The following is a 24,417-nucleotide window of genomic DNA, read 5'->3' as shown; positions in this document are numbered from 1 at the left end:
ATGCCAGACACCGCACTGATCGTGATCGACATGATCAACACCTATGAGCACCAGGACGCCGACCAACTGGTGCCCTCCGTCCGCCGTGCCCTCCCCGCCATCACCCGCCTGATCTCCCGGGCCCGTGAGTCCGGCGTCGAGGTCATCTACGTCAACGACAACTTCGGCCGCTGGCGCTCCCACCACGACGAACTCCTCGACACCGCCCTGAGCGGCCCGCACGCCGACCTGGTCGAACCGGTCCGCCCGGACGCCGACTCGCTGTTCGTCGTCAAGGCCCGCCATTCGATCTTCTTCCAGACCCCGCTGGAGTACCTGCTCAGCCAGCAGGGCATCGACCGCGTCGTGCTGTGCGGGCAGGTCACCGAGCAGTGCGTGCTGTACTCCGCCCTCGACGCCCACATCCGCCATCTGCGCACCTCCGTCCCGTACGACGCGGTCGCCCACATCCACCCCGACCTGGCCGACGCCGCGCTGCGGATGATGGAGCGGAACATGGGGGCCGAGATCGGCGCCGCGGACGAGGTGCGGTTCTGAAGCCGGTCACCAGGGCCGGGCCGGCGCTCAGGCGGGCTCCCGGTGGGCAGCGGTGGCGAGGGCGGTGGCGAGGGCGAGGGCCTCGGTCACCGCGGCGGGGATGTCGGTGACCGGGAAGAGCGTGTGCCGTACGGTGCGGTCGGGGCCGATGACGAGGATGAGCCGCTTGATGCGGAGGTCCTGCCCGGCGCGGAAGGTGGGCAGCCGCAGCGCCGCGGTGAGCCGGAGCCGGGCGTCGGACAGCAGTGGGAAGGGCAGGTCCTCGGCCCGCGCGAACGCGGCCTGTTCCGCGGGCGTCTGGGTGCTGACGCCGTGGAGGGCGACGCCCGCGGCCCGGAACCGCGGCCAGGCCGCGCGGAACTGGCGGTTCTCCAGGGTGCAGCCGGCGCTGCCGGGGACCTGCGGCCCGGCCAGGTCGGCCGGGACGCCGGGGACGCCCGTCGCGGGATAGGCGAACAGCACGGTGGCCCGGGCGTCCGTGGCCACGGGGTCGTGCGCGCGGCCGTCGGTGCCCGGCAGGAGCAGCCCGGCGGGGACGGGCTCGCCGGCCAGCGCCGCCACCCGGCGGGTGTCGGCCCCGCCGTCGTGGCCGGCTCCGGTGAGGGTGCCGTCGCCGAGCAGCCAGCGGTCCGCCCAGTCCTGGAGCGACACCAGGACGGGGACCAGGCCGTGGCCCCGCTCGGTGAGCACGTACTCGTAGCGGGGCGGGCGGTCCTGGTACGGGCGCCGTTCCAGGACGCCGTGGTCGGTCAGGGTGCGCAGCCGCTCGCTGAGGACCTTCCGGGAGACGCCGAGTTCACCGGCGAGCCGGTCGAAGCGCACATGCCCGCGGGCGATCTCCCGGAGCACCAGCAGGCTCCACCAGTCGCCCACCACCGCGGCGGCCTGCGCGATGCCGCAGGCGTCGTCGGCCACCCGTCGTGACATCGTCCTCGCGCTCCCTCCCGGCACCCGTTGACAGGCCGTCGGACGCCCATAGTAGGTTCCGTTTCGGAACTCGGTGAGTATCGAAAGGGAACCCACTATGCCCCAGCAGACCTGGACCGCCGTCGACGACTACTTCAACGGTCTGCTCGTGGAGGAGGACGGCGCGCTGCTCGCGGCCGCCGCCGACAGCGAGGCGGCCGGGCTGCCGGCCCACCAGGTCGCCCCCAACCAGGGCAAGCTGCTGCACCTGCTCGCCAGGATCCGGGGCGCCCGCACCATCCTGGAGATCGGCACCCTCGGCGGCTACAGCACCATCTGGCTCGCCCGGGCCCTGCCGGAGGACGGCCGCCTGGTCACCCTGGAGAGCGACCCGCGCTGCGCCGCCGTCGCCACCGCCAACATCGCCCGCGCCGGGCTGGAGCGCGTCGTGGACCTCCGCGTCGGCAAGGCCCGGGACTCGCTGCCGGTGCTCGCGGACGAGGGGGCGGGCCCGTTCGACCTGGTCTTCATCGACGCGGACAAGCCCTCCAACCCCGAGTACCTGGAGTGGGCCGTCCGGCTCACCCGGCCCGGCAGCGTGATCGTCGGCGACAACGTCGTCCGCGACGGCGCCGTCACCGACCCGGCCGACGACGACCCCCGCGTCCAGGGCGTGCGCCGCTTCACCGAACTCATCGCCGACCACCCCCGGCTGACCGCCACCACCCTCCAGACCGTCGGCGCCAAGGGCTACGACGGCTTCACCCTCGCCCTCGTCACCGGCTGAGTCACCGTCACCGGCTGAGCCCTCGTCAGCGGCTGAGTCCTCGTCACCGGCTGAGCCACCGCCCGAGCCACCGGCTGCTCCGCCGGCCCGGCGGCACGGGGCTCACGCCGTCCCGATGTCGTGAGCGGTGCCGCCGGCGACGGCCCGGAGCTTGTCCGGGTTGGCCACGTTGTGGATGGCGGTGATACGGCCCTCGCCGTCGAAGTCGAAGGTGACCGTGGCGATCACCCGGCCCGCCCCGCTGAACACCACGCCCGGCCCGCCGTTGATCCGGGCGAGTTCGGCGTTCATGTCGGCGGGCTCGATGCCCTGGTAGGAGACGGTGCCGATGGCCGCGAACCAGGCGGCCACCGTGGCCGCGCCCACGACCGGCTTCAGGGCCTGGCGTACCTTGCCGCCGCCGTCGGTCCACAAGGTGACGTCCGGGGACAACAGCTCCATCAGGGCGTTGACATCACCCCCGGTCGCGGCGGCGAAGAACCGCTCGGTGACCTCCCGCTGCCGCGACCGGTCCGCGGTGAACCTCGGCCGCCGGGCCCGTACATGCTCCCGCGCCCGGTGCGCGGCCTGCCGCACCGCGGCCTCGGAACGCTCCACCGCCTCCGCGATCTCGGCATGGCTGAAGGCGAACACCTCCTTCAGCACGAACACCGCGCGCTCCAGCGGACTCAGCGTCTCCAGCACCACCAGCATGGCCATCGACACCGACTCGGCGCCCACCACGGTCTCGGCGGTGTCGGCGGTGTCGGCAGTGGTGAGAATGGGCTCCGGAAGCCACGGCCCCACATACGTCTCCCGCTTGTGCCGGGTCGAACGCAGCCGCTCCAGCGCCAGATTCGACACGATCCGGGTCAGATACGCCTTGGGGTCGGCCACCTGCGCGCGGTCGGCGGCCGACCATTTGATCCAGGCGTCCTGGACCGCGTCCTCGGCGTCGGCCGCCGTGCCGAGGACCCGGTACGCCACCGAGAACAGCAGCGTGCGGTACTCGTGGAAGACCTGCTGGTCTCGGTCGGTGGAGGGGATGGTCACCGCGCCCCCCGGACCCGGGTGAAGCGACCGCCGCGCGGCCAGAACGCGCCCGAGACGGGCATCTTCTTCATACGGCCGTACGTCGGCCAGGGCGAAGCGGTCACCGTCTCCTTATACCGGGCCGCCAGGCGGCCGGTCAGACACATCCGCCGGGGGCTGTCGTCGGGGTGGGTGAACTGCACCACCGCGTCGTCCCGGCCCAGGCTCACCGGCGTGTGGTAGTAGCCGAAGCGGAACGGCTTGGGCCGCCTGCCCCGCAGCTCACGGAGGATCGACAGCGCCGCGTGCACCCCGGTCGGCATGCCGCCCTGGCAGGTGCCGTGCACCACGCCATAGCCCTGCCGGATCGCCGCCGCGTCGCCCACCGCGTACACCTGAGGATGCGACACCGACCGCAGCGCGGCATCGGTGACGATCCGGCCGCGCCCGTCCACCTCCAGCCCGGCGGCGGCCGCCAGCGGCGACACCCGGGTGGCGCCGGCCCACACCACCACATCGGCCGCCACGCTCTCCCCGCCCGCCAGCTCCACCGCGTCCGGCTGCACCTTGACCACCTCCACCCCGCCGCGCACCGCGACCCCCAGGCGCTCGAGCGCGGCCCGCAGATACGCCCCGGCCTTCGCGTTCATGGCCGCCCCCGGCTCCTCGCGGCCCAGCAGCACCACGTCCAGCTCCGGATGGCGCTCGGCGATCTCCGCCGCCGCCTCCACCCCGGTCAGCCCGCTGCCGCCGACCACCACCGTGCCGCCGCCGAGCCGCGCCAGCCGGCCGGCCAGCACCTCCGCGTCCTGCGCGCTGTCCAGCGTGTACGCGTGGTCCTCGGCCCCCGGCACCGCCGCCGTGTCCGCCACGCTGCCCAGCCCGTACACCAGCGTGTCGTAGCGCAGCACCCGGTCGTCGTCGATCCGCACGGTCCGCGCCTCCGCGTCCACCGCCGTCACCCAGCCGCGCACAAACCGCGCCCCCGTGCCTTCCAGCAGCTCCGGGACGCTCAGCTCGGCGAGCCGCTGCCCCGTCGCCGTCATGTGCAGCCGCATCCGCTCGGTGAACCGCTCCCGCGCGTTCACCACCGTCACCTCCACGCCGCCGCGCCGCTTGGCGCGCGCCGCGAGCTGGACGGCCGCCGACATGCCCGCGTATCCCGCTCCCAGGATCACCACGTGGTGCGCGCCCGCCGTGCCGGTTCCCCGCGTCTCCTGCTGTGCGCTCATCGTTCCGCCCTTCCGTGCCGGTCCACGTGCCGTTGACGACCAGCAGATGGAAGCTGCCCGGCCAGCTGTGACACGGGGCGGATGTGACGTGGCTCACACCCCGCCGGTCAGGCCGTGGCGTGGTGGGCCAGCCGGGCGTGGGGGTCGGCGGTGCCCGGGAGCGGGGGCGGGTCGGCGTGGATGAGGGCGGCGGTGAGCCGGGGCACCGCGTGCAGCAGGGCGTGTTCGGCGTCCACGGCCACCTGGTGGGCCTCCCGTACGGTCAGCTCCCCGCCGACCAGCACCGCCACCTCCGCCCGCAGCCGGTGGCCGATCCAGCGCAGCCGCAGCTCCCCGACGCCCCGCACGCCCGGGACGGCCAGCAGGGCCTGTTCGGCGGCGTCCACCAGGGACGGGTCGACGGCGTCCATGACCCGGCGGAAGACCTCGCGGGCCGCGTCGCGCAGGACGAGCAGGATCGCGGCCGTGATGGCCAGGCCCACCAGCGGGTCGGCGAGCCGCCAGCCGAGCGCCGAGCCGCCCGCGCTCAGGAGGACGGCGAGCGAGGTGAGGGCGTCGGTACGGGCGTGCAGGCCGTCCGCGACGAGGGCGGCCGAGCCGATGTCGCGGCCGACGCGGATGCGGTAGCGGGCCACCCATTCGTTGCCGAGGAAGCCGACCACGGCGGCGGCGGCGACGGCGGGCAGATGGTCGACGGCCCGGGGGCCCAGCAGCCGGTCGACCGCCGTCCAGGCGGCGAAGGCGGCGGAGGCGGTGATGGTGAGCACGATCGCGAGGCCGGCCAGGTCCTCGGCCCGGCCGTAGCCGTAGGTGAAGCGGCGGGTGGCGGCGCGGCGGCCGAGAACGAAGGCGATGCCCAGCGGCACGGCGGTCAGCGCGTCGGCGGCGTTGTGGACGGTGTCGCCCAGCAGCGCGACCGACCCGGAGGCCACCACGACGACGGCCTGCGCCAGGGCCGTAGCCCCGAGCACGGCGAACGAGGTCCACAGCGCGCGCATGCCCCGCGCGGAGGACTCCAGGGCGCGGTCGGTGCGGTCGGCGGTCTCGTGCGAGTGGGGGCGGAGCACATGCGCCGCCTGGTGACGCATGTGCGCCCAGGCGCTCGTACGGCCGTGGGGGTGGCCCTCGTGGCCGGTGTGGTTGTGAGGGTGATCGTGGCCCTGGTGAGGGTGTTGGTGGTGATGTGCGGTCACTGCGGGGTCCTTCCGGGAAGGGCATCTGCCTGGACGCGGGTGCCGCCCACCCCTCATTATGTGCGTATGAGCGCACGCTTGCACCTATCAACTGCACACGCTTCGCACCCGCGAGAGCCCAGCAGCGAGCAGCTGGCCCGCGCCGCCGAGGTGCTGGGGCTGCTCGCCGACCGCACCCGGCTGGCCCTGCTGCACACCCTGAGCGGGGGCGAGGCCGATGTGACCACCCTGACCGCCGCCTGCGGCGCCGCCCGGCCGGCCGTCAGCCAGCACCTCGCCAAGCTGCGCCTGGCCGGGCTGGTCACCTCCCGCAAGGACGGTCGCCGCGTCGTCTACACGCTGCAGGACGGGCACCTCGCCCGCCTCGTCGCCGAGGCCCTGGACCACGCGGACCACGAGCTGTCCGGCATCCCCCACCACGGCTGACCCGCCCGCCCTCGTAGCATGGGCCCGTGCCGACCCCCGAGCAGAACCGCCCGTCACCGCCCGCGCGGCGGTGGCGCGCGCTGCTCGTGCTCGGGCTCCTGGCCGGGCTGCTGGGCATGCACGCCCTCGGCCCCTCCGGCGCCCTGACGTCCCGGGCGCACGAGCGCCCCACCGCGATGGGGACGATGACCCCGGCGGCCACGGCGACCCCGGCGGCCACGGCCGCCGTCGCCCACGGCGGCTGCCACGGGGACGGCGCGTGCGGCGGCTCGCATCTGCACCACGCCGATCCGTCCTGCGCCTCCCCCGCCCTGGGCGGGGGACCCTCGCTGTCCGCGCCCCCGGCGGCCCCCGTGGCCGTATGCGACCACGCCCTGGCGGCGACCCGGTCCGGCCCACCCCCGTCCCCGGCCGACGGGCGCGCGCCGCCCACCCTGGCCGAACTCCAACTCCTGCGGATATAGGACACCGCCCACACCTCTGACTGCGGTATGTCCCGAATCAATCCGATCAATCCGATCAATCCGGAAAGTTCCTCAGGAGTTTCCTCATGCGTTCCCTCAACCGCCGTACGGCGCTGCTCGCGGCGGCCGCCACGGCAGCGCTGTCCCTGACCCTCACCGCCTGCGGCGGCGACGACGGCGACAGCGCCGGCTCCGGCCGCACCTCCGACAAGGCCACCACCAGCGCGACCGCCTCGCCCGGCAAGCACAACGACGCCGACGTGGACTTCGCGCAGGGCATGATCCCCCACCACCGCCAGGCCGTGGAGATGGCCGACCTGGCCGCCACCCGGGCCTCCTCCGCCCAGGTCAAGAAGCTCGCGGCCGGCATCAAGAAGGCCCAGGACCCCGAGATCCGCACGATGTCCGGGTGGCTCAGGGCCTGGGGCGAGGACGTCCCGGAGCCGATGCCCGGCATGGACCACTCCGAGCACGACACCATGCCCGGGATGATGGGCTCCAAGGAGATGGACCGGCTCGAGAAGGCGTCCGGCGCGGACTTCGACACCGCGTTCCTGAAGATGATGGTCGAGCACCACAAGGGCGCGGTGGAGATGGCCCGCACCGAGAAGAAGAGCGGCGCGTACGGCCCGGCCAAGACGATGGCCGACGCCATCATCAAGACCCAGAACGAGGAGATCACCCAGATGAACAAGCTCCTCGGCAAGGAGGCCGGCGACGAGACCGGCCACGAGACCGGCCACGGGACCGGCCACGGGTCCGGCAAGGGGAGCGACCAGGGCTGACCGGCGGTTCGTGAGCGAGGGGCAAGGGCCTCGGCACCCCGCCGGGCCCTTGCCCATTCAGCCACGGCAGGCCCAGTGGTTACGATCTGGCGCGATGAGTAGACAGCGCGACGCGGACCGCCCGGCGGGCCGCACAGCGGACCGAATACCGGGCGGCACGGTGCGAGCCACCGTGCTCTCGGTGCTCCGGTACGCCGTCCCGCTGCTCGCCGTCGCGCTCTGGCTGACGCCCGCGTTCCTCCACCCGGCCACGGAGCACATCTCCGCCGCGGCGCGCTGGCGGGCCGGCCCCGAAGAGGCCACACCGGCCGCGGCGCCCCCGACGGCGGCCGAGCGGGCCGCCGAGGCGGCCCGCGCCGCCACGCTCGCCGGGCCGAGGTGCCCCGACCCCGCCCCCGTCCGGTATGTGACCGGGGCGAACGACACCGGCAACGCGGGCGACAACTGCGTGGCCGGCCCCCAGGGGGCGGCCCAGGCCCTGGTGCCCGCCCCCGTCGCACCCCCCGCGCTCACCGGGCTGCCGCCGCGCGACCGCCCGTACGACACGGACGCCACCCGGGCCCCGCCCGACCACGCCGTCCGGGCCCTCGACCTCCATCAGCTCCAAGTGCTTCGCACCTAGGCCCTCGGTATCCGCACTCCGCACAACCTCATTCCTCCAGTGCAAGGACAAGGACAAGCCATGGCTTCCAAGGGATCGAAGACGAAGAACGCGGCCGCCGCGCGCCGCGAGAAAATCGAGGAGTTGCGCCGCGCCGAGCGGGCCCGCGACCGCCGCTACCGCATCATCACGATCGTCTCCTGCGTGGTGATCGTCGTCGGGCTGGTCGTCGGCGGCTACTTCATCGTCGACGCCACCAAAGACAAGGACGACAAGGCCAAGGCGGTGACGATGACCACCGTCAAGACCGGGGAGTTCAAGGGCATGAAGACCTGGAAGAACCTCGGCCGGACCCACGTCAACGGCACGGTGGACTACCCGATGTCGCCGCCGGTCGGCGGAAACCACAACCAGGTCTGGCAGAACTGCAACGGCGATGTGTACAAGAAGCCGATAACCAAGGAGAACGCGGTGCACTCCCTGGAGCACGGCGCCGTGTGGGTCACCTACACCGACAAGGCGCCCGCCAAGGACATAACCGCGCTCGAGAAGCGCGTACAGCAGACCCCGTACTCCATGATCAGCCCCTACCAGGACCAGGACGCCCCGATCCTGCTGAACGCCTGGGGCCTCCAGCTGAAGGTCGACTCGGCGGACGACCCGCGCGTGGCGGACTTCTTCAAGGAGTACGTGCAGGGCAAGCAGACCCAGGAGCCGGGCGCCGCGTGCACCGGGGGTAAGGCGGCATGACGGACACCGGCCAACCGGCGGACGCCCTCCGCCCGGGACGCCAGCCGCTGATAGCGGGCGTCGCCGCCGCGCTCGCCCTGCTGACCCTGGTGGCGGTGGGCGTGCTGTGGTTCACGGCGGACCGCTCCGACGGCACGACCGGGCCGTCGAAGCCGAACGACACCTCCGCGGAAGCCGGTTTCGCCCGGGACATGTCCATCCACCACCAGCAGGCGGTGGAGATGTCGTTCATCGTGCGCGAGGACACGAAGGACGAGGACGTGGACCGCCTCGCGTACGACATCATCAACACCCAGGCCAACCAGCGCGGGATGATGCTCGGCTGGCTGGACCTGTGGGGGCTCCCCAAGACCTCGGAGGACCCCCCGATGACCTGGATGAAGGACCTCGCCTCGGGGAAGTCGGGCGACTCCATGGACCACGACTCGATGGACTCCATGGACTCGATGGACTCCATGGGGCACGACGGCACCTACAAGCCGCACGACGGGTCCCTGATGCCCGGCATGGCCACCAACACCCAGCTCGACGCGTTGCGCAAGGCCAGGGGCCGGGCCGCCGAGGTGATGTTCCTGCGGCTGATGATCGCCCACCACAAGGGCGGGATCGACATGGCCGAGGGAGCGGTCAAGCTGGCCAAGGACCCGACGGTCAAGCGTCTGGCGCAGGGCATGGTCGCCGGCCAGCAGTCGGAGATCCAGCTCATGAACGACATGCTCAAGGAGCGCGGCGCCAAGCCCGTGTCGTAACCCGCCCCGCGGGTCTCCTCCGGCGTTCCCCCACGGCGCCCCTCCTCCCGGAGGGGCGCCGTGGGCTTGCCCGCAAGGTTTCGGCAAGGGCGGAACAAGCCCTTCGCCTTCGCCGCCGGGCATCCCGCCGTCAGAAGCAGTTCACGCGGACAGGGGGAATCTCATGTCAGTGATATCGGCGATCGGCGCGTCCCGGGGGGACGGAGGGGCGGCTCGCGGGCGCGAGTGGCTGACGCTGCCGGGGCGCAAGCGCGTCCTGGTCGTCGCGCACACCGTGACCTTCGCCAGGCGGCTGCGCGAGGCGTTCTCGCTCCTGGAGTCGGACTTCCGGGTCCAGGTCGTCTTCACGGCGCCGCCGCACGAGTTCGGCGACGGCGTCGCCCGCTACCTCAGGCGGCTGGGCAGCGCGGTCCTGCCGTGGGAGGAGGCGGTGCGGATGTCCTTCGACCTGGCGCTGGCGGCGGGGTCGCGGCATGTGCAGCGGGTCCGTGCCCCGCTGATCACGATGGCGCACGGGGCGAGCTACCTGAAGCTGGTCCCGGCGCCGCCCAGGCCGAACGCCGGCCCGGACACCGACCCGGACACCGACCCGGCCGCCGGCCCGACGACGCTGGTCGCTGGACTCAGCAGGGAGTACTTCGTCGCGGACGGCAGGGTCGTGCCCGCCGCCGTGGCCGTACCGCACCGGGACGACCTGGACGCGCTGGCACGCTCGTGCCCGGAGGCACTGCCGGTGGCACATGTCGTCGGCGACCCGGTCCACGACCGCATACGGGCAAGCCTGCCGCTGCGCGACGCCTACCGCCGCGCGCTCGGCCTGCGGGAGGGGCAGAAGCTGATCGCGGTCGCCTCCACCTGGGGCCCGCGGTCGTCCTTCGGCGGCTTCGAGGCGCTGCTGCCGCGCCTGCTGGGCGAGTTGCGGCCGCCGGAGCACCGGGTGGCCGTCCTCGTCCACCCCAACGTGTGGTCGGGTCACGGGGCGTGGCAGGTACGGGCGTGGCTGGCGCGCTGCGGGCCGTCGGGCATCGGGCTGGTGCCGCCGGAGGCGGACTGGCGCTCGGTGCTGATCGCGGCGGACTGGATCATCGGGGACCACGGCTCGGTCACCCTGTACGGGACGCTCACCGGCGCGCCGATCCTGCTGGCCGCGTCCCCGCAGCAGGAGATCAACCCCGCCTCCCCGGCCGCGGCCCTCGCGGCGACCGCCCCCGCGCTCTCACCCGCCCACCCGCTGGTGAGCCAGCTCGAATACGCGCGCGCCGAGTACCGCCGCCAGGACTACGAGGCGATCGCCGGGCGCATCACCTCCGAGCCGGGCGGATTCAACCGGAACATGCGGGCGCTGATGTACCGGCTGCTCGGCCTGGGCCAGCCGGCCCACGCCCCCACGACCCGACCGCTGCCCGAGCCGCCGCCGCTGGACACCTGGACGGGGACCGACGCGGAGGCGACGGCGTGACGCGACGCGGCCGGGCCTGCCCGGCGGGGGCCCGTCCGGCGGGGGCCGGCCCGGCGGGGCCCTGCCCGGGGGGCCCTGCCCGCCCCGGCCCGGCGGGACCCTGCCCGGCGGGGGCCTAGTCGCCCGCCTGCCCCAGCCCGTCGAGCCGCTGCCGTAACCGGTCGGCGTCGCGCGAGCCCGCCGCCGCCGTGTAGAGGGCCAGCGAGGCCTCGTAGCGGCGGCGGGCGGTCTCGGGGTCGCCGTGGGCCTGCGCGGCCCGGCCGGACAGCTCCAGGGCGCGGGCCTGCCAGTGCCGGGCCCCCGCCTCGGCGAACGTGCGCTGGGCACGCTCCAGTTCGGCCTGGCCCGTCTCGTACGCCCCCGCCAGGGCGTGCGCGTATCCCAGGAACGCCTGGGCGGGGGCCGCGCCGTACGGGTCGCCCACGGCCAGGAGCCCGGCGTGGGCCCGCTCGAAGTACCGGACGGCGCGCTCGGCGGCCCGCGCCCCGCTCGCCGGGCCGGGGGCGTCGTCCGGACGGGCGCCAAGATCCGCGTCCGGGCCCGCGTCCGGATCCGTGCCCCCGCCGGCGCCGAGATCCGGCCCCGGGGCCGCCCCTGGATCCGACCCCGGGGCCGCATCCAGGGCGATCTCACCGAGGATGATCCGGGAGAGCGCCACGCCGCGCGGATAACCGCAGCGCTCCCACACCTCGATGGCGGCCTCCAGGTACCGTACGGCCTCCCGCGGCCGCCCGGCGTCGCGGCAGCACCCGCCGAGGCCGTGCAGCGCCTGCCCCTCGTCGCGCGCGTCCCCGGCCGCGCGGGCGGCCGCCAGGGAACGCTCGTACCAACTGATCGCGTCGGCCGTGCGGCCCGCGCCGCGCAGGCCGATGGCGCCGGAGTTGAGCATCTGGCGCTCGGCGGCCGGGTGCCCGGCCCGCCGGGCGGCGGACAACCCCAGCTCGTGGGCCTCGATCCACAGGTCGTACGGGCGCATCCGCAGGAAGAGCGGCCACATCGCGTCCACCAGCTGCCAGGCCCTGCCGTCCCAGCCGTGCTCGGCCGCGCAGCGGGCGGCGGCCATGAGCCCGGTGCGGTGGGCGTCCAGCCAGGCCAGCGCACCCGCGTCGTCGTCGAACGGGACGGGGAGGCCGGGCGGTACGTGTTCGCGCTCCAGCACCGCCTGGGCCGGTGTCAACCGCCGCTGGGCCTCGGTCGCGGTGGCCAGGTGCCAGTCGACGACCCGCCGCAGGGTCTCCTCGCGGGTCTGCTCGGTCTCGTCCGCGGTGGCCCGCTCCCGGGCGTGCAGCCGCACCAGGTCGTGGAAGCGGAAGGTGTCCGGGCCGATGTCCTCCAGCAGGTTGGCCTCGACCAGCGCGTCGAGCGCCCGGTCGGCCTCCTCCGGGGACACCGCGCAGGCCGCGGCGGCGACACAGGTGTCGAAGACGGGCATCGGCAACAACCCGAGCCGCCGGTACAGCCGCGCGGCCTCCTCGTCCAGCACCGCGTACGACCCGTCCAGAGCGCTCTGCACCGCCGTCTCCCCTTCGATCGTCAGCACCGCCAGTCGTGTCTGGTCCCGCGCGAGCGCGTCCGCCATGGCGCGCACCGGCTGCCGGGGCCGCGAGGCCAGGCGCGCGGACGCCAGGCACACGGCGAGCGGCAGACCGCCGCACAGCTCCGCCACCTTCCCGGCGGCGGCCTCGTCGCGCTCGAACCGCTCCCGGCCGATCCCCCGGGTCAGCAGCTCGACGGCGGCCTCCCGGTCGAGCAGGCCCAGTTGGTGGAAGACCGCCCCGTCGGTACGCAGCCCGGTCAGCCGCGCCCGGCTGGTCACCACGGCCAAGCTGCCCTCGCCGCCGGGCAGCAGCGGCCTGGCCTGGGCGGCGGTGTAGGCGTTGTCCAGCATCACGGCGAGCCGCAGACCGGCGGTCACCGAGCGCCACAGCGCCGTCTGTTCGGCCAGCTCCGCGGGCACCTGCCCGACGCCCAGGGCGCGCAGGAACTGGCCGAGCACCTCGGTGGGCGGCGCCGGGCCGTCGGGCGAGTGGCCCCGCAGGTCGGCGTACAGATGACCGTCCGGAAACCGGTCGCCGCCGCCCTCACCCCCGGCCGTCCCCCGCAGCCAGCGCGACACCAGCGCCGTCTTCCCCACCCCCGCCGGCCCGCTGACCACGATCAGCGGCGCCGCCGCCGCGAGCTCGTCCAGCGCCGCGAGGTCTCTCTTGCGGTCAGTGAAGTGCGCCGATACGGGCAGCAGTTGCCGCGGCACGGGAGGCCGGGCGGGCGGCGGTACCGGGGTGGTGTGGAGGTGGATCCCCCCGTGCACGTCCCGCGCCTGCACGCTGGGCCCGTCAATCCGCGCCCCGCCCCCGATCGCGTTCCCCTGCGGGTCCATCAGCCGCCCCCCGTTCCCGCACCGCAGCCCCCGGCGCGGCGCTCATCGGCTCCCCTGGCTTTCAAAGCCCGAGTGCGGTGAGTATCGGACAGTGACACGCCGTCGCGTCGGCGTGTCGATGTCCGATACTCACCGCGAAGTCACTGGCGTTGCCCCCAGGCCAATTGCCCCACACACAGAGCATGATCCGGCGCGACGACGCCTAACCCATCCCCCCGGACGACGGCCGGATCGCATGCCTGTTCCGGGGCGTTCATGCGCCCTCCTGCCGTGTGCGGCGCAGGGCGTCGATCTGCGTGATGGGGTCGACGGGCTGGGGGAAGGTCCGGACGCACGTGGGGCAGGAGTAGATGTCACGGCCACCGGCGCTGGCGGAGTGCGCCTGTCCCACGACGACTGGCGTACTGGTCGGCCTGTCGCAGCGCACGCAGATCCGAGAGGTCACCGGCCCGGCCTCCCCGGCAGGGCCGAGCTCGGCACGGGCGGCCAGGGCGAGGGACTGGCGCAACAGCGCGGGGTCGGTGAGGTAGCGGCCCGGGCCGACGGGGATGCGCCAGTGGATGCCCGGCGGGCCCGTCCAGTGCGCCGGCGGTACGCCGACATAGCTCGCCCTTGCGGCTGCGCCGCCGAGTACGTGCACCTGCCGGACGTCCCAGCCGTCGGCGGAGCCCGGCTCCACAAGCCAGTACAGAGGGCCGTGCCTGTCCTGGATCACGGCGCCGGACTCGTCCCCGAGCAGCTTCAGCGCGTGCTCGCCGACGAGCCCGGAGGCTCTCACGGCGTCCCACCAGGTGCCGCTCGGTAAGACCTTGACGTCAGGTCCGCTTGGCGGCGTCCACGGCAGGGCTCTGGTCATGGTCGGCTCCCATGAGGGTGACGTACGTCCATACCGCGACGCTAAATGAGACGCACATCACACCTCAATGGCACTTTTATAGGGGCGCCGATGGAAGTGCCAAGGAGAGTTACATCGGCAGTCCGACCGCGTCGGCCAGTGTCCGCATCTCTGGCGTCAACGTCCGACGTTTCGTCACCACATCGGACATGATGTCCCGCGCGTACCGCTGACTGGCGAGCCACTCGGGTGCGTTGACGTTAACCTCGCTCAGCACCGAGATCGCTTCTCCGTACTGCCGCATCATCGTGTGCGCCTTCGCCACATCCAGGCGGTGCCGGTGGTACTCCGTGGAAACCGCCAGACCGCCGGGGCCCTTGGCTGCCCGCAGCACTCGGTCAGGCTGGTCGAGGATGACGTGCCTTTCTGCCGCCTTGTATCGCACTGTGGTGGGGCCCCATGTCGCGAGCCGTTCCGTGCCACGTGGCAGCTCACGCTCCATCAGGACCGCCACTGACCGCGCGAGCCGCATCGTGTCGTCTGCCTCCCCCCGGCGGTTGTCGCGGAGACTGGCGGACGACACCTGCACCAGCAGCCAGCCCCACGCGGCCAACTCCTCAGGTGTCGCGCGAGAGATCCGCGGCTCGATGTCATCAGCCCACCGTGTCGCCAGCTCCCGAGAAGCGGTGAGCTTGCCCTGGCGAACGAGCAGCCAGCTCCAAGTGGTGATGATTCCCGCAGCACGCAACCGGTCCGGCGCGTCGTCCAGGGCGCGGCTCAGCGCGGTCTCCGCCGCGCTGTACTGGTGCACCTGGGTGAGCATCGATCCGGCGATGTGCAGCAGGTGCGACCGTACGTGCCGTGCGTCTGTGGTGTCGCCGAGCGCGTCAGCGTCGCGCAGCAGCGGGGAGAGAAGGCCGGTGAGTTCAGCCAGCCTGTTGTCGAAGTAGGCAGCGCGCACTTCAGGCAGCAAGGCGTGGACACCCTGCACCGTGGGAGCCTCGCCTGTGTGCACCGTGGCGATCTGGACGGCCTGCTGGAGTGGACGCCATTGCTCCGGCGCCCCGTCTGCGATGTCCTCATCATCTCGCTCCAGCAGGCTGCTGGTGGGGACGCGTAGGGCGACGGCAAGTTGGTGGGCCGTCTCCATGCGGGTGTCGTGGAGGTCGCCCTGCTCCAGCTTCCTGATGAGGGAGACGGATACGCCGGAGGCGGTAGCCAGGTCCCGCTGACTCAGACCACGCCGCTTGCGGATCTCGCGGAGCCGTGCGCCAATGTGAGTCTCTTCGGACATACTGAACTCCGTTCTGAACTCGACACTCCGACGGTACTCCCGGAGAAGCCGGTGATGCGGCGCTCGGCCCCCGCATCACCCTGGGATCCGTCGGCGATACGGGGTCGGTGCGGAGGGGCCGCCACAATGCAGTCATGACGGCTCACCGGATAGCCCCTGAGGTCATGACCTTCTACGCGTCCACCATCGACGAGGCCACGCGGCTGTCGTCTTCGGCGGACGGCAGGCTGGAGATGGTACGGACACAGGAACTCCTGCGCCGCCATATGCCTCCCGCCCCGGCCCGCGTCCTCGACGTCGGAGGCGGCCCGGGAACCCACGCCCGCTGGCTGGCCGAGGACGGCTACCACGTCCACCTCGTAGACCCCGTCCCCCGGCACATCGAGCAAGCGAGGCGCATCAAGGGGTGCGCAGCCGAACTGGGTGATGCCCGGGAACTCACAGCGGGGAGGGAGTCCTACGACGTTGTCCTCCTGCTCGGCCCCCTCTACCACCTCCTGGAACGTGACCAGCGGGATCAGGCCCTCGCCGAGGCGTACCGCGTCCTGCGTCCCGGAGGGCTGCTCGCTGCGGCCGGGATCAACCGCTATGCGAGCCTCTTTGAGCACACGGCCCTCGCCCACCTGGACAAGGAGCGGATGCGGGAGAGCATCGGAGACATCCTCCGAACGCAACTGCACGACGGGAAAAGAGGATTCACCGCCGCCTACTTCCACACCGGCGAGCAACTGCTCAAGGAAGTGAAGGGCGCGGGGTTCGACGCTCAGGTCTTCGGCATCGAAGGCCCCTACATGGGCGATGCTGAAGGCGACGGAGCAGCACACCGGTGAATCCGTGATCGATACGCCGCTCTTCAACTCTGCCCTGACCGCCGCGCGCCTCGCCGAGCCGTACCCGGAACTCCTGGCCGCGAGCTCCCATCTCCTGGCAGTAGGGCGCCGCCCGTCCTGACCGCGGGATACCCCGGGAGGTCGTGGTCATCCATGGCCGTTCTCGCGGCGGGAGATCCTCCGCTCCGGCACGGGAGCGAAAACAAGGTGCGGACGGCCCGGCCGGTTGGCACGCTGCGCTGATGAATCGTGAAGAGATGTCCCGCATCGCTCATGCCCAGCACCCGATCAAGTCTCCGCTCGACGACGACTCAGTCAGCCGGCTGCTGGAGCGCGGCCTCCCGAAAGACGGCGGGCGGGTGCTCGACCTCGGGTGCGGGGGAGGGGAATGGCTCGTGCGGGCGCTGGCCGTGCGGCCGGGGCTGCGGGCCGAGGGGGTGGACACTTCGGAGGTCGCCCTGGCCCAGGCCGACGCGGCGGCGAAAGAGCGCGGGGTGCGGGAGCGGCTGGTGCTTCACCAGCAGAAGGCCGAGGACTTCGTGTCCGCGGAGCCGTTCGACGTGGTGCTCAGCTTCGGGGCCGCGCATGCCTTCGGTGGTCTGCTCCCCACCCTCGCCGCGGCCCGCCGGCACCTGGCCCCCGGCGGCCGGGTCATGATCGGGGACGGGTTCTGGGAGCGTCCCCCGTCGCAGGAGGCCGTCGAGATGCTCGGGGACTTCGCCGACCTGGCGACCACGGTGGATCGGGTGGTCGCCGACGGATGGACGCCCATCGACGGGCACGTCAGCACGCGTCGGGAGTTGGACGCCTACGAGTGGTCCTGCTGGGGTTCGCTGGCGGAGTGGGCGCTGGACCACCCCGCCGATCCGGACAGCTCGTACGCGCTCGAGATGGCCGGGACCCGGCGCCGGGAGTGGCTGCACGTCTACCGGGAGGCCTTCGGTTTCCTCTCCCTGGTGCTGCGCCGGACGCCCGACGGCGTCGGCGCCTGAAGCCGCCCGTCCGCCTGCCCGCGCCGGCCCGCCGAGCCGCCCGCGCCCCGTCCCGGGCGCGGGCCGCTCGGCCGGTCGGTCAGCTGAAGGCGGGGGTGAACTGGACGGGGATGGCGGACAGGCCGCGCATCATCAGGGTGGAGCGCCACTCCAGTTCCTCGGGGGCGACGGCGAGCGTCACGTCCGGGAGGCGGTCGATCAGGACCTCGATGGCGGCCATGGCGATGGCCTCGGCCAGGTCGCGGGCGGCCGGGGGGCAGCCGTGGGTGCCGTGGCTGAAGGCCATGTGGGCCTGGTTGCCGGCCGCGCCGGCCCGGAAGTCGGGGCGTACGTCGGGGTCGGCGTTGGCCGCGGCGAGGCTCAGCATCAGGCAGTCGCCCTTCCTGATGTGGCGTCCGCCGAGCATGGTGTCCTCGGCGGCCCAGCGGCCGATCCAGTTGGGCACCGGGGTGGCCTCCCACAGCACCTCGTTGAGCGCCTGGCCGACGCTGCGCCGCCCGCCGGACATGGTGACCGCGAACCGCTCGTCGGTGAGCATCAGCCGCAGCGCGTTGCCGATCAGGTCGACGGTGGGCTGGTGGGCGGCGTAGACGTTGCCCAGGAGGTCGTTGATGATCTCGTCGTCGGTGAGGCCCGCCGGGTGGTGGGTGAGGACCGTGGAGATGTTCTTGCGGTCCGGGTCGGCCCGGGCCTGCTCCATCAGCGCGACCATCTTGTCGTGCATCCTCTGGTGCGCCTCCGGCCCTCCCTTCCCGCTGACCAGGTCCACCGTGACCTGCTGGAGCTCGGCGGACTCGGCCTCGTCGAGACCGTACATGCGGTTGAGCACCCGCAGCGGGATCTGGACGGCGTAATCGGCCATCAGATCGGCGCTGCCGCTGCCCGCGAAGGTGTCGATCAGCTGGTCGGCGACGCGCTCGCACATCGCGCGCAGCTCGAACGGGTCCACGACCTCCATGCTGTCGATGACCGCCTCGGCCCGCCGCTCGTGCTCGGCGCCCTCGGTGAACAGCATGGTCGGGCGGTAGCCGACGAACGTCATCAGCTCCCAGTCGGGCGGGACCCGGTCCCAGGAGTGCCAGCGGCGCGAGTCCCGGGCGAACACGTTGGGGTCGCCCGTGACCCGCACCATCTCCCGGTAGCCGAGCACCATCCAGACGGGGATCCCGCCCTCGAGCAGCACGGGGACGACCGGGCCGTGGTCGCGGCGGAGCTGCCGGTAGAGCCCGTCCGGGTCCCGCCGGAGCCGCTCGGCGTCCAGCGGCACGGCGTCCGGCTGCTCGGGCCAGCCGGTGGCGGACGGGTCCTCGGGTGGTGGCGTGGGGTCCGGAGTGGTCACGCGGTGCTCTCCAGGGCGGCGGAGGAGGAGGTGGACAGGGAGTACAGGTGCTTGACGAGTTCGACCAGCACGGCCTTGCTGGAGTCGCGCTCGCGGGCGTCGCAGTCGACGATCGGGACGTCGGGCGGCAGGTCGAGGGCCGCGCGCACCTCCTCCAGGGTGTGCTGCGGTTCGCCGAAGTTGTTGCGCGCGACGATGAACGGGGTGCCGTGGTGCTCCAGCCGGTCGATGGCGTACCAGGAGTCGGACAGCCGGTTGGTGTCCACCAGCACGACCGCGCCCAGGGTGCCCATGAACAGCCGGTCCCACAGGAACCAGAACCGCTCCTGGCCGGGGGCGCCGAACAGATAGAGCACCATCTGCTCGTCCAGGCTGATGCGGCCGAAGTCGAAGGCGACGGTCGTCGTGGTCTTGTCCTGCACCAGCGACGCGTCGTCGATCCCGACGCCCGCCTGGGTCATGGTCTCCTCGGTGCTCAGCGGGCGGATCTCGCTGACGGACCGGACCATGGTCGTCTTTCCGACCCCGAAGCCCCCGACGATCACGATCTTGAGGCCGTCGCGCGCGGTGCGGCTCAGCGGCGCGTGCTCGCGGGCATCAGAGGTTTTGGAGTGCAACGAGCACCTTCTTCAGCATCTCGGGTTCGGGCAGCCGCGTGTCGGCGCGGACCACCTGGGGATGGCGAGCGGTGATCTTTCCCATGTCGAGCAGGTCGCACAGCAGGATCTTCACGACGCTGACCGGCAGCCCCAGGTAGGACGCGATCTCCACGACGGCCAGCGGACGGTGGCACATCCGCAGGATCTTGGCGTGCTCGGACTGCATGCCAGGGCTGGGCTCGCTCTCGCTGACGATGAGCGTGACCATGTCGAACACGTTCTCGTCCACGACCCGGCTGCGACCGCCGGTGACGGTGTACAGCCGGTCCGGATCCTCGCTGTCGACGGCGCCACGGATCATGCGGTGGCCCCGCCGCCCGCGGCCACGCGGGGCGCGGCGCGCAGATGGTCACCGATCTGCTCGACCAGCTCGTTCATGTTGTGGCCGATGATGCCGACGTCGGCCTCGTCCTCCGCGATGACCGCGAGGTGGGCGCCCTCGCCGGCCTCCACGATGAACAGGATCCCGCCGTGGAACTCCGTCATCGACTGCCGGACGCCGCCGCTGCCGTCGCCGAACTCGATGGACGCGCCGTGGGACAGGCTCTGGATACCCGAGGCGATGGCCGCCAGCTGGTCGGCCTGGTCGAGGGAGAGGCCGGAGGTGAGGCACAGTTTCAGACCGTCCCTGGAGAGGACCAGGGCGTGCCGGGCGCCGGGGGTCTTCTTCAGCAGGTTCTCCAGCAACCAGTCCAAGCTGCGATCTGTGGTGTTCATCGCGGTTCCTTCTGTCACGGCTTGTCGTTCTCGGGGGACGGGGAGGCTTCGGCCGGGTCGGCCGCGGGCCCGGCACCGGCACCGGGGGTGGTGGTGCCGCGGGAGCCGCCGCGGGTGGCCTGGCGGAAGGCGCCGAGGCGGGCGGCGTCGGGGCGCGGCCGAGGGGAGGAGGCGGACGGCGGCTTGAGCGGCTCGCCGGGGAGCGAGCGGGAGGCGGCGGCCAGCGTCTCGCCGCGGCGGCGCTTGGGCAGTCCGCTGGGCGCCTCGCGGCGCGGGCTCGGCACGGCGGCGGCCGGGGTGGCGGCGACGGCCGGGGTGGCCGGGGCGGGGGGCGCCGGGGCGACGGCGGGGCGGGCGGCGGCCGCGGTGGCGGCCGGGCGGGCGGACCGGGCGGAGGGGGCCATGGCGTCCTGGCCGGCGTGGACGATCAACTGCTGCGGGATCAGGACGACCACACCGGTGCCGCCGCGCGAGGAGGGCCGGAAAGAGACCGTCAGGTTGTGCTTGCGGGCGAGCTGTCCGACGACGGCGAGGCCGAGCCGGGTGCCGGAGAGCTTCGTCAGGTCCAGGGCCTCGGCGGAGACGGCCTTCTCGGCGCGAGCCAGCGCGGCCGGGCTCATGACGAGGCCGCCGTCCTCGATCGTCACCACGACGCCGGTGTGCGTCTCCTGGACGTACACGTGCACCTCCTCGGTGGGAGGCGAGAAGCTGGCGGCGTTGTCCATGAGTTCGGCGAGCGCGTGCATGACGCCCTCGGCCGCGTAGCCGGCGACCGCCGCGGTGCTGGCCGAGTGGATCCGGACCCGCTGGTAGGCGCTGATCCGGCCGACCGCGCCGCGCAGCACGCTCTCCATGACGATCGGCTTGGTCCAGCGGCGCCCGGAGCGGGCGCCGGTGAGGACCGCGATGCTGTCCGCGATCCGGCCCGCCTGCGCGGTGGTGTGATCGAGCTTCAGCAGGTCGCCGAGGACCGACTCGTCGTGCCGGTTCTCCATCTCGCGCAGGTCGGCGAGCATGCTGGTGGCCAGCGCCTGCACGCGGCCCGCGGCGTTGGCGCAGGCGGCCATGGCGGAGGCGCGCATGCGCTCACCCGTGGCTATCTCCCGCGCCAAGGTCTTGAAGACCCGCGCGTGCGCCCGGCCGGCGGGCGCGGGCACCGAGGCGAGCACGGTGTCCACCGAGCCGCCCTCGCGCAGCTGCTTCACCGCCTGGGGAATCGTTTCATCGGCGAGCTTCGCGGCCTCGGCCTCCAACGCGGCCACCCGCCGGGAGGCTTCGGCCTCCAGCATCGCCGCCCGCCGCGCGGCCTCGGCCTCCGCGGCCGCCACGCGCTGCTTGAGCCCGCGCACGGCCTGCCCGCGCGAGGCCGCGACGGCGGCGGTCACGCACAGCAGAACGGCGGCCAGGCCGCAGAACAGGCCGACGGACGCCCGGCTGCCGGCGGGCACTTCGGCCGTCACCCACGCCCCCGCGCCACCGACCACGAGGGCCGCCAGCAGCGGTACGGCCCAGGTCCGCCGCGTCGTTGAGAGCCCTTTGACGGGTTGGCTGGATATATGTGCTGACATCTCTCAGGTCCTCAGGGGCGCGATCGAGGGTTGAGGTTGTTTCTGGCCATGGGCGGCACATGGTAGTACCGCTCACAGGCTTTTGACCGGCCCCGCCCGCCAATCGGACCTTGATATCTCGTCAGCTGAGGGAAAACGAACCCCGGGCATCCCCCGCACGACGACCACCGGACCCCCGTCGTACGCCGAGCCCCAGAATGAGCCGCTCCGCTGCGCCCGTCCACCCGCATGGCGCGTTTCCTGTCGACGCTAGAGCGTCTAGCGCTGCTAGAATGAACTCATGTCTGCCACCGAACGTCGCGAACGCGAACGAGCACAACGCCACCAACTGATCATCACGGCCGCGCGCGAGCTGGCCGAGGCCGAGGGCTGGGACGCGGTCACCACCCGCCGGCTGGCCGAGCGCGTCGAGTACAGCCAGCCCGTCCTCTACAGCCACTTCAAGGGCAAGGACGCCATCATCCGCGCGGTGGCCCTCGAGGGGTTCGAGGACCTCGCCGCCGAGATGCGCAGGGCCCGGCTGGCCGAGATCTCCCGGAAGGATGCCCTGCGCGCCCTGGGCCGGGCCTACCTCGACTTCGCCGCGAACCGCCCGGCGCTGTACGAGGCCATGTTCGTCATGCCGACCGTCCTGCCCTTCGCCAGCGACGACACACCCTCCGCGCTGCGCGCCGCCTTCGCCGAGATCGTCGCGGTGGTCGGTCCGCACGACGACGAGGAGCTGTACGGGCTGTACGCGGAGGTGTTCTGGGGCGCGCTGCACGGCATCGCCGTCCTGGTGCACGGCTCGCGTATGCCCGCCCAGTACCAGGGAGACCGGCTGGACCTCCTGGTCGAACGGTTCGCGCCCCCGGAGACGGACTGACGGCGGCACGGGGCGCGGACGGAAAGGTCACGGCAGGGCCAGCTCGGCCCAGATGACCTTGCCCTCGGCCGTGTAGCGCGTGCCCCAGCGCTCCGCGAACTGCGCCACGAGGAACAGCCCGCGGCCCCCCTCGTCCGTCGTCGCCGCGTACCGCAGGTGCGGCGAGGTGGAGCTGGTGTCGGACACCTCGCAGATGAGATTGCGATCGCGTAGGAGTTGCACCCGGATCGGCCCCGCCGCGTACCGGATCGCGTTCGTGATCAGTTCGCTCAGCACCAGCTCCGCGGTGAACGCCGTCTCCTCCAGCTCCCACTCCGCCAGCTTCCTGATGACCATGGCCCGCACCTCGGCCACCGCCGCCGGGTCGCAGGGGACGTCCCAGCCGGCCACCCGGTCGGCGCCCAGCACCCGGGTGCGGGCCACGATCAGCGCGATGTCGTCGGCGGGGCGCGCGGGCAGCACCGCGTCCAGCACGTCCGCGCAGGTCTGGTCGGGCGTACGGCCGGGGTGGGCGAGGGCCTCGCGCAGCAGTTCCAGCCCGGCGTCGATCTCCCGGCTGCGGTCCTCGATGAGCCCGTCGGTGTACAGCGCCAGTTGGCTGCCCTCGGCCAGCTCCACCTCGGCCGTCTCGAACGGCAGCCCGCCCAGGCCCAGCGGGGGCCCGGCGGGCAGGTCGGGGAACTCCACCGTGCCGTCGGGGGCGACCACGGCGGGCGGCGGATGCCCGGCCCGGGCCATCGCGCAGCGCCGCGTGACCGGATCGTAGATCGCGTACAGGCAGGTGGCGCCGGTGATCCCATCGCCGCCGCCCTCGACCCCCTCCAGGCCCGCCGCGTCCTCCTCCTGATCGATCCGGGTGACCAGGTCGTCGAGGTGGGAGAGGATTTCGTCGGGCGGCAGGTCGAGGGTGGAGAAGTTGTGCACCGCCGTACGCAGCCGCCCCATCGTGGCGGCCGCGTGCAGCCCGTGCCCGACCACGTCACCCACCACCAGCGCCACCCGCGCCCCCGGCAGCGGGATCACATCGAACCAGTCGCCGCCCACCCCCGACTCCGCCGGCAGATACCGGTACGCCACGTCCAGCGCGCTCTGCTCGGGGAGGGCGCGGGGCAGCAGGCTGTGCTGCAGGGTCACCGCCATGGTGTGCTCGCGCGTGTAGCGGCGGGCGTTGTCGATGCACACGGCGGCGTGGGAGGCCAGCTCCTCGGCGAGGGAGACCTCGTCGTCCTCGAAGGGGGCGCGCTTCTCCATGCGCCAGAAGCTGACCATCCCCAGCAGAACGCCCCGGGCCCGCAGCGGCACGGTCACCAGCGACCGGACGCCGTAGGCGACGACCAGGCCGGTCTGCCCGGGGTCCTGGGCCCGCCACCCGTCGGCCTCCCTCAGGTCCGGCTCCACCACCGCCTGTCCGCTGCCGAAACCCGAGGCCTGCGGGGTGGAGGAGACGAACGAGAAGCGGGTGCCCTCCGGATAGAAGGGGTGCTCGTCGCTGATGCCGCGGACCGCCGCGCGGCACATCTCGATGCCGCTCACCGCCAGCGGCTCCTCGCCGCGCAGCACGGGGCCCGCCAGATCGACGGTGACGAAGTCGGCGAATCGTTCCACCGCGACCTGGGCCAGCTCCTGGGCGGTCCGGGCGACGTCGAGCGTGGTGCCGATCTCCACGCTGGCGTCGTACAGCAGCTTGAGGTGCTTCTGGGCCACCTCCGCCCGCCCCGACAGGGCGCGCAGCTCGGTGGAGTCCCGCAGGGTCGCCACGCTGCCGGCCGGTCCGCCGTCCCGGTCCGTGGTGCGGATGTTGACCGCCAGCAGCCGGTCCCCGGCCACCAGCACCTCGTCGGTGACCACCTGCCCGGACTCCAGCAGCTCGGCCGTCTGCGGCTCCAGGCCGAGCTCGGTGACGGCCCGGCCCTCCGGGTATTCGGGCAGCTCGAGCAGGCGGCGCGCCTCGTCGTTGGCCAGCAGCAGCCGCCCGTCGCCGTCGAGGATGAGCACGCCCTCCCGTACGGAGTGCAGCACCGCGTCGTGGTGCTCGTACATC

24 protein-coding genes and 1 pseudogene are annotated in these 24,417 nt (G+C 73.0%); 12 read left to right on the top strand and 13 right to left on the bottom strand.

Going from position 1 to position 24,417, the window contains the following annotated elements; translation table 11 throughout:
* A complete protein-coding gene (locus BBH68_RS14020) occupies positions 1 to 537 on the top strand; it encodes a cysteine hydrolase family protein (RefSeq protein WP_065962271.1) in 537 nt (178 codons plus the stop codon).
* Between the two features lie 27 nt (positions 538 to 564).
* Here the strand turns inward: BBH68_RS14020 and BBH68_RS14015 are convergent, their stop codons facing one another.
* Positions 565 to 1,464: a winged helix-turn-helix transcriptional regulator gene (locus tag BBH68_RS14015; RefSeq protein ID WP_065962269.1), complete on the bottom strand. Its 900-nt coding sequence runs from the start codon at positions 1,462 to 1,464 to the stop codon at positions 565 to 567.
* Positions 1,465 to 1,561: 97 nt separating this feature from the next.
* Between BBH68_RS14015 and BBH68_RS14010 the strand changes: the two genes are divergently transcribed.
* Positions 1,562 to 2,230, top strand: coding sequence for an O-methyltransferase (locus BBH68_RS14010; RefSeq protein WP_065962267.1), 669 nt, complete (start codon positions 1,562 to 1,564; stop codon positions 2,228 to 2,230).
* A gap of 102 nt (positions 2,231 to 2,332) precedes the next feature.
* On the opposite strand, the gene BBH68_RS14005 is transcribed toward BBH68_RS14010, so the two are convergent.
* From BBH68_RS14005 to BBH68_RS13995, 3 genes are all read right to left on the bottom strand, one after another.
* Complete coding sequence (locus BBH68_RS14005; RefSeq protein WP_065962266.1) at positions 2,333 to 3,262, bottom strand: RNA polymerase sigma-70 factor; 930 nt, start codon at positions 3,260 to 3,262, stop codon at positions 2,333 to 2,335.
* On the bottom strand, positions 3,259 to 4,473 hold the full coding sequence (locus tag BBH68_RS14000; RefSeq protein WP_065962264.1) for an NAD(P)/FAD-dependent oxidoreductase: 1,215 nt from the start codon (positions 4,471 to 4,473) through the stop codon (positions 3,259 to 3,261). The genes BBH68_RS14005 and BBH68_RS14000 overlap by 4 nt, the downstream gene beginning before the upstream one ends.
* 107 nt (positions 4,474 to 4,580) lie before the next feature.
* Entirely contained in the window at positions 4,581 to 5,723 is a 1,143-nt protein-coding gene (locus BBH68_RS13995; RefSeq protein ID WP_079150977.1) for a cation diffusion facilitator family transporter, read from the bottom strand.
* A gap of 9 nt (positions 5,724 to 5,732) precedes the next feature.
* Here BBH68_RS13995 and BBH68_RS13990 point away from each other — a divergent pair, with 9 nt between their 5' ends.
* From BBH68_RS13990 to BBH68_RS13960, 7 genes are all read left to right on the top strand, one after another.
* Entirely contained in the window at positions 5,733 to 6,092 is a 360-nt protein-coding gene (locus BBH68_RS13990) for an ArsR/SmtB family transcription factor (protein ID WP_065962260.1), read from the top strand.
* 26 nt (positions 6,093 to 6,118) lie between these two features.
* Entirely contained in the window at positions 6,119 to 6,556 is a 438-nt protein-coding gene (locus BBH68_RS13985) for a DUF6153 family protein (RefSeq protein ID WP_245738050.1), read from the top strand.
* Between the two features lie 86 nt (positions 6,557 to 6,642).
* Positions 6,643 to 7,341, top strand: a complete 699-nt coding sequence (locus tag BBH68_RS13980) for a DUF305 domain-containing protein (protein ID WP_079150976.1) — start codon at positions 6,643 to 6,645, stop codon at positions 7,339 to 7,341.
* 94 nt (positions 7,342 to 7,435) lie between these two features.
* Positions 7,436 to 7,963, top strand: a complete 528-nt coding sequence (locus BBH68_RS13975; protein WP_141712996.1) for a hypothetical protein — start codon at positions 7,436 to 7,438, stop codon at positions 7,961 to 7,963.
* Between the two features lie 60 nt (positions 7,964 to 8,023).
* Complete coding sequence (locus BBH68_RS13970; protein ID WP_065962257.1) at positions 8,024 to 8,692, top strand: thioredoxin-like domain-containing protein; 669 nt, start codon at positions 8,024 to 8,026, stop codon at positions 8,690 to 8,692.
* Complete coding sequence (locus BBH68_RS13965; RefSeq protein ID WP_065962256.1) at positions 8,689 to 9,441, top strand: DUF305 domain-containing protein; 753 nt, start codon at positions 8,689 to 8,691, stop codon at positions 9,439 to 9,441. The genes BBH68_RS13970 and BBH68_RS13965 overlap by 4 nt, the downstream gene beginning before the upstream one ends.
* 163 nt (positions 9,442 to 9,604) lie before the next feature.
* Positions 9,605 to 10,900 (top strand): hypothetical protein, encoded by a 1,296-nt coding sequence (locus BBH68_RS13960; protein ID WP_174589022.1) that lies wholly within the window; start codon positions 9,605 to 9,607, stop codon positions 10,898 to 10,900.
* A gap of 115 nt (positions 10,901 to 11,015) precedes the next feature.
* Here the strand turns inward: BBH68_RS13960 and BBH68_RS13955 are convergent, their stop codons facing one another.
* From BBH68_RS13955 to BBH68_RS13945, 3 genes are all read right to left on the bottom strand, one after another.
* Positions 11,016 to 13,277, bottom strand: coding sequence for a tetratricopeptide repeat protein (locus BBH68_RS13955; RefSeq protein WP_065962254.1), 2,262 nt, complete (start codon positions 13,275 to 13,277; stop codon positions 11,016 to 11,018).
* Positions 13,278 to 13,530: 253 nt separating this feature from the next.
* A complete protein-coding gene (locus BBH68_RS43080; protein ID WP_065962252.1) occupies positions 13,531 to 14,133 on the bottom strand; it encodes a hypothetical protein in 603 nt (200 codons plus the stop codon).
* Positions 14,134 to 14,242: 109 nt separating this feature from the next.
* On the bottom strand, positions 14,243 to 15,406 hold the full coding sequence (locus BBH68_RS13945; RefSeq protein WP_065962250.1) for a helix-turn-helix domain-containing protein: 1,164 nt from the start codon (positions 15,404 to 15,406) through the stop codon (positions 14,243 to 14,245).
* Positions 15,407 to 15,540: 134 nt separating this feature from the next.
* On the opposite strand from BBH68_RS13945, the pseudogene BBH68_RS13940 reads away from it, so the two are divergent.
* Both BBH68_RS13940 and BBH68_RS13935 read left to right on the top strand, forming a co-directional pair.
* Positions 15,541 to 16,357: pseudogene (locus BBH68_RS13940) on the top strand (class I SAM-dependent methyltransferase).
* A 121-nt stretch (positions 16,358 to 16,478) separates the two neighbouring features.
* On the top strand, positions 16,479 to 17,228 hold the full coding sequence (locus BBH68_RS13935; RefSeq protein ID WP_065962248.1) for an SAM-dependent methyltransferase: 750 nt from the start codon (positions 16,479 to 16,481) through the stop codon (positions 17,226 to 17,228).
* A 79-nt stretch (positions 17,229 to 17,307) separates the two neighbouring features.
* Here the strand turns inward: BBH68_RS13935 and BBH68_RS13930 are convergent, their stop codons facing one another.
* From BBH68_RS13930 to BBH68_RS13910, 5 genes are read right to left on the bottom strand one after another with little or no spacing between them, the layout of a single operon-like run.
* Entirely contained in the window at positions 17,308 to 18,567 is a 1,260-nt protein-coding gene (locus BBH68_RS13930) for a cytochrome P450 family protein (protein WP_065962247.1), read from the bottom strand.
* The gene (locus BBH68_RS13925) at positions 18,564 to 19,184 is read right to left on the bottom strand and encodes a GTP-binding protein (RefSeq protein WP_065962245.1); all 621 of its coding nucleotides are present in this window, start codon (positions 19,182 to 19,184) and stop codon (positions 18,564 to 18,566) included. The genes BBH68_RS13930 and BBH68_RS13925 overlap by 4 nt, the downstream gene beginning before the upstream one ends.
* Complete coding sequence (locus tag BBH68_RS13920) at positions 19,165 to 19,527, bottom strand: DUF742 domain-containing protein (protein ID WP_065962244.1); 363 nt, start codon at positions 19,525 to 19,527, stop codon at positions 19,165 to 19,167. The genes BBH68_RS13925 and BBH68_RS13920 overlap by 20 nt, the downstream gene beginning before the upstream one ends.
* Positions 19,524 to 19,943, bottom strand: coding sequence for a roadblock/LC7 domain-containing protein (locus tag BBH68_RS13915; RefSeq protein WP_065962243.1), 420 nt, complete (start codon positions 19,941 to 19,943; stop codon positions 19,524 to 19,526). Before BBH68_RS13915 ends, BBH68_RS13920 begins: the two co-directional genes overlap by 4 nt.
* A 14-nt stretch (positions 19,944 to 19,957) precedes the next feature.
* Positions 19,958 to 21,511: a sensor histidine kinase gene (locus BBH68_RS13910; RefSeq protein WP_065962242.1), complete on the bottom strand. Its 1,554-nt coding sequence runs from the start codon at positions 21,509 to 21,511 to the stop codon at positions 19,958 to 19,960.
* A gap of 280 nt (positions 21,512 to 21,791) precedes the next feature.
* On the opposite strand from BBH68_RS13910, the gene BBH68_RS13905 reads away from it, so the two are divergent.
* The gene (locus tag BBH68_RS13905; protein WP_065962240.1) at positions 21,792 to 22,376 is read left to right on the top strand and encodes a TetR/AcrR family transcriptional regulator; all 585 of its coding nucleotides are present in this window, start codon (positions 21,792 to 21,794) and stop codon (positions 22,374 to 22,376) included.
* Positions 22,377 to 22,403: 27 nt separating this feature from the next.
* On the opposite strand, the gene BBH68_RS13900 is transcribed toward BBH68_RS13905, so the two are convergent.
* Positions 22,404 to 24,417: SpoIIE family protein phosphatase (locus tag BBH68_RS13900; protein WP_065962237.1), on the bottom strand; the 2,014-nt coding region annotated here is incomplete at its 5' end.

This window comes from Streptomyces sparsogenes (assembly GCF_001704635.1).
In the GTDB taxonomy this organism is placed as follows: domain Bacteria; phylum Actinomycetota; class Actinomycetes; order Streptomycetales; family Streptomycetaceae; genus Streptomyces; species Streptomyces sparsogenes.
Note: the sequence above shows the minus strand (reverse complement) of the source record. Positions and strands in the feature narration are given on the sequence as shown.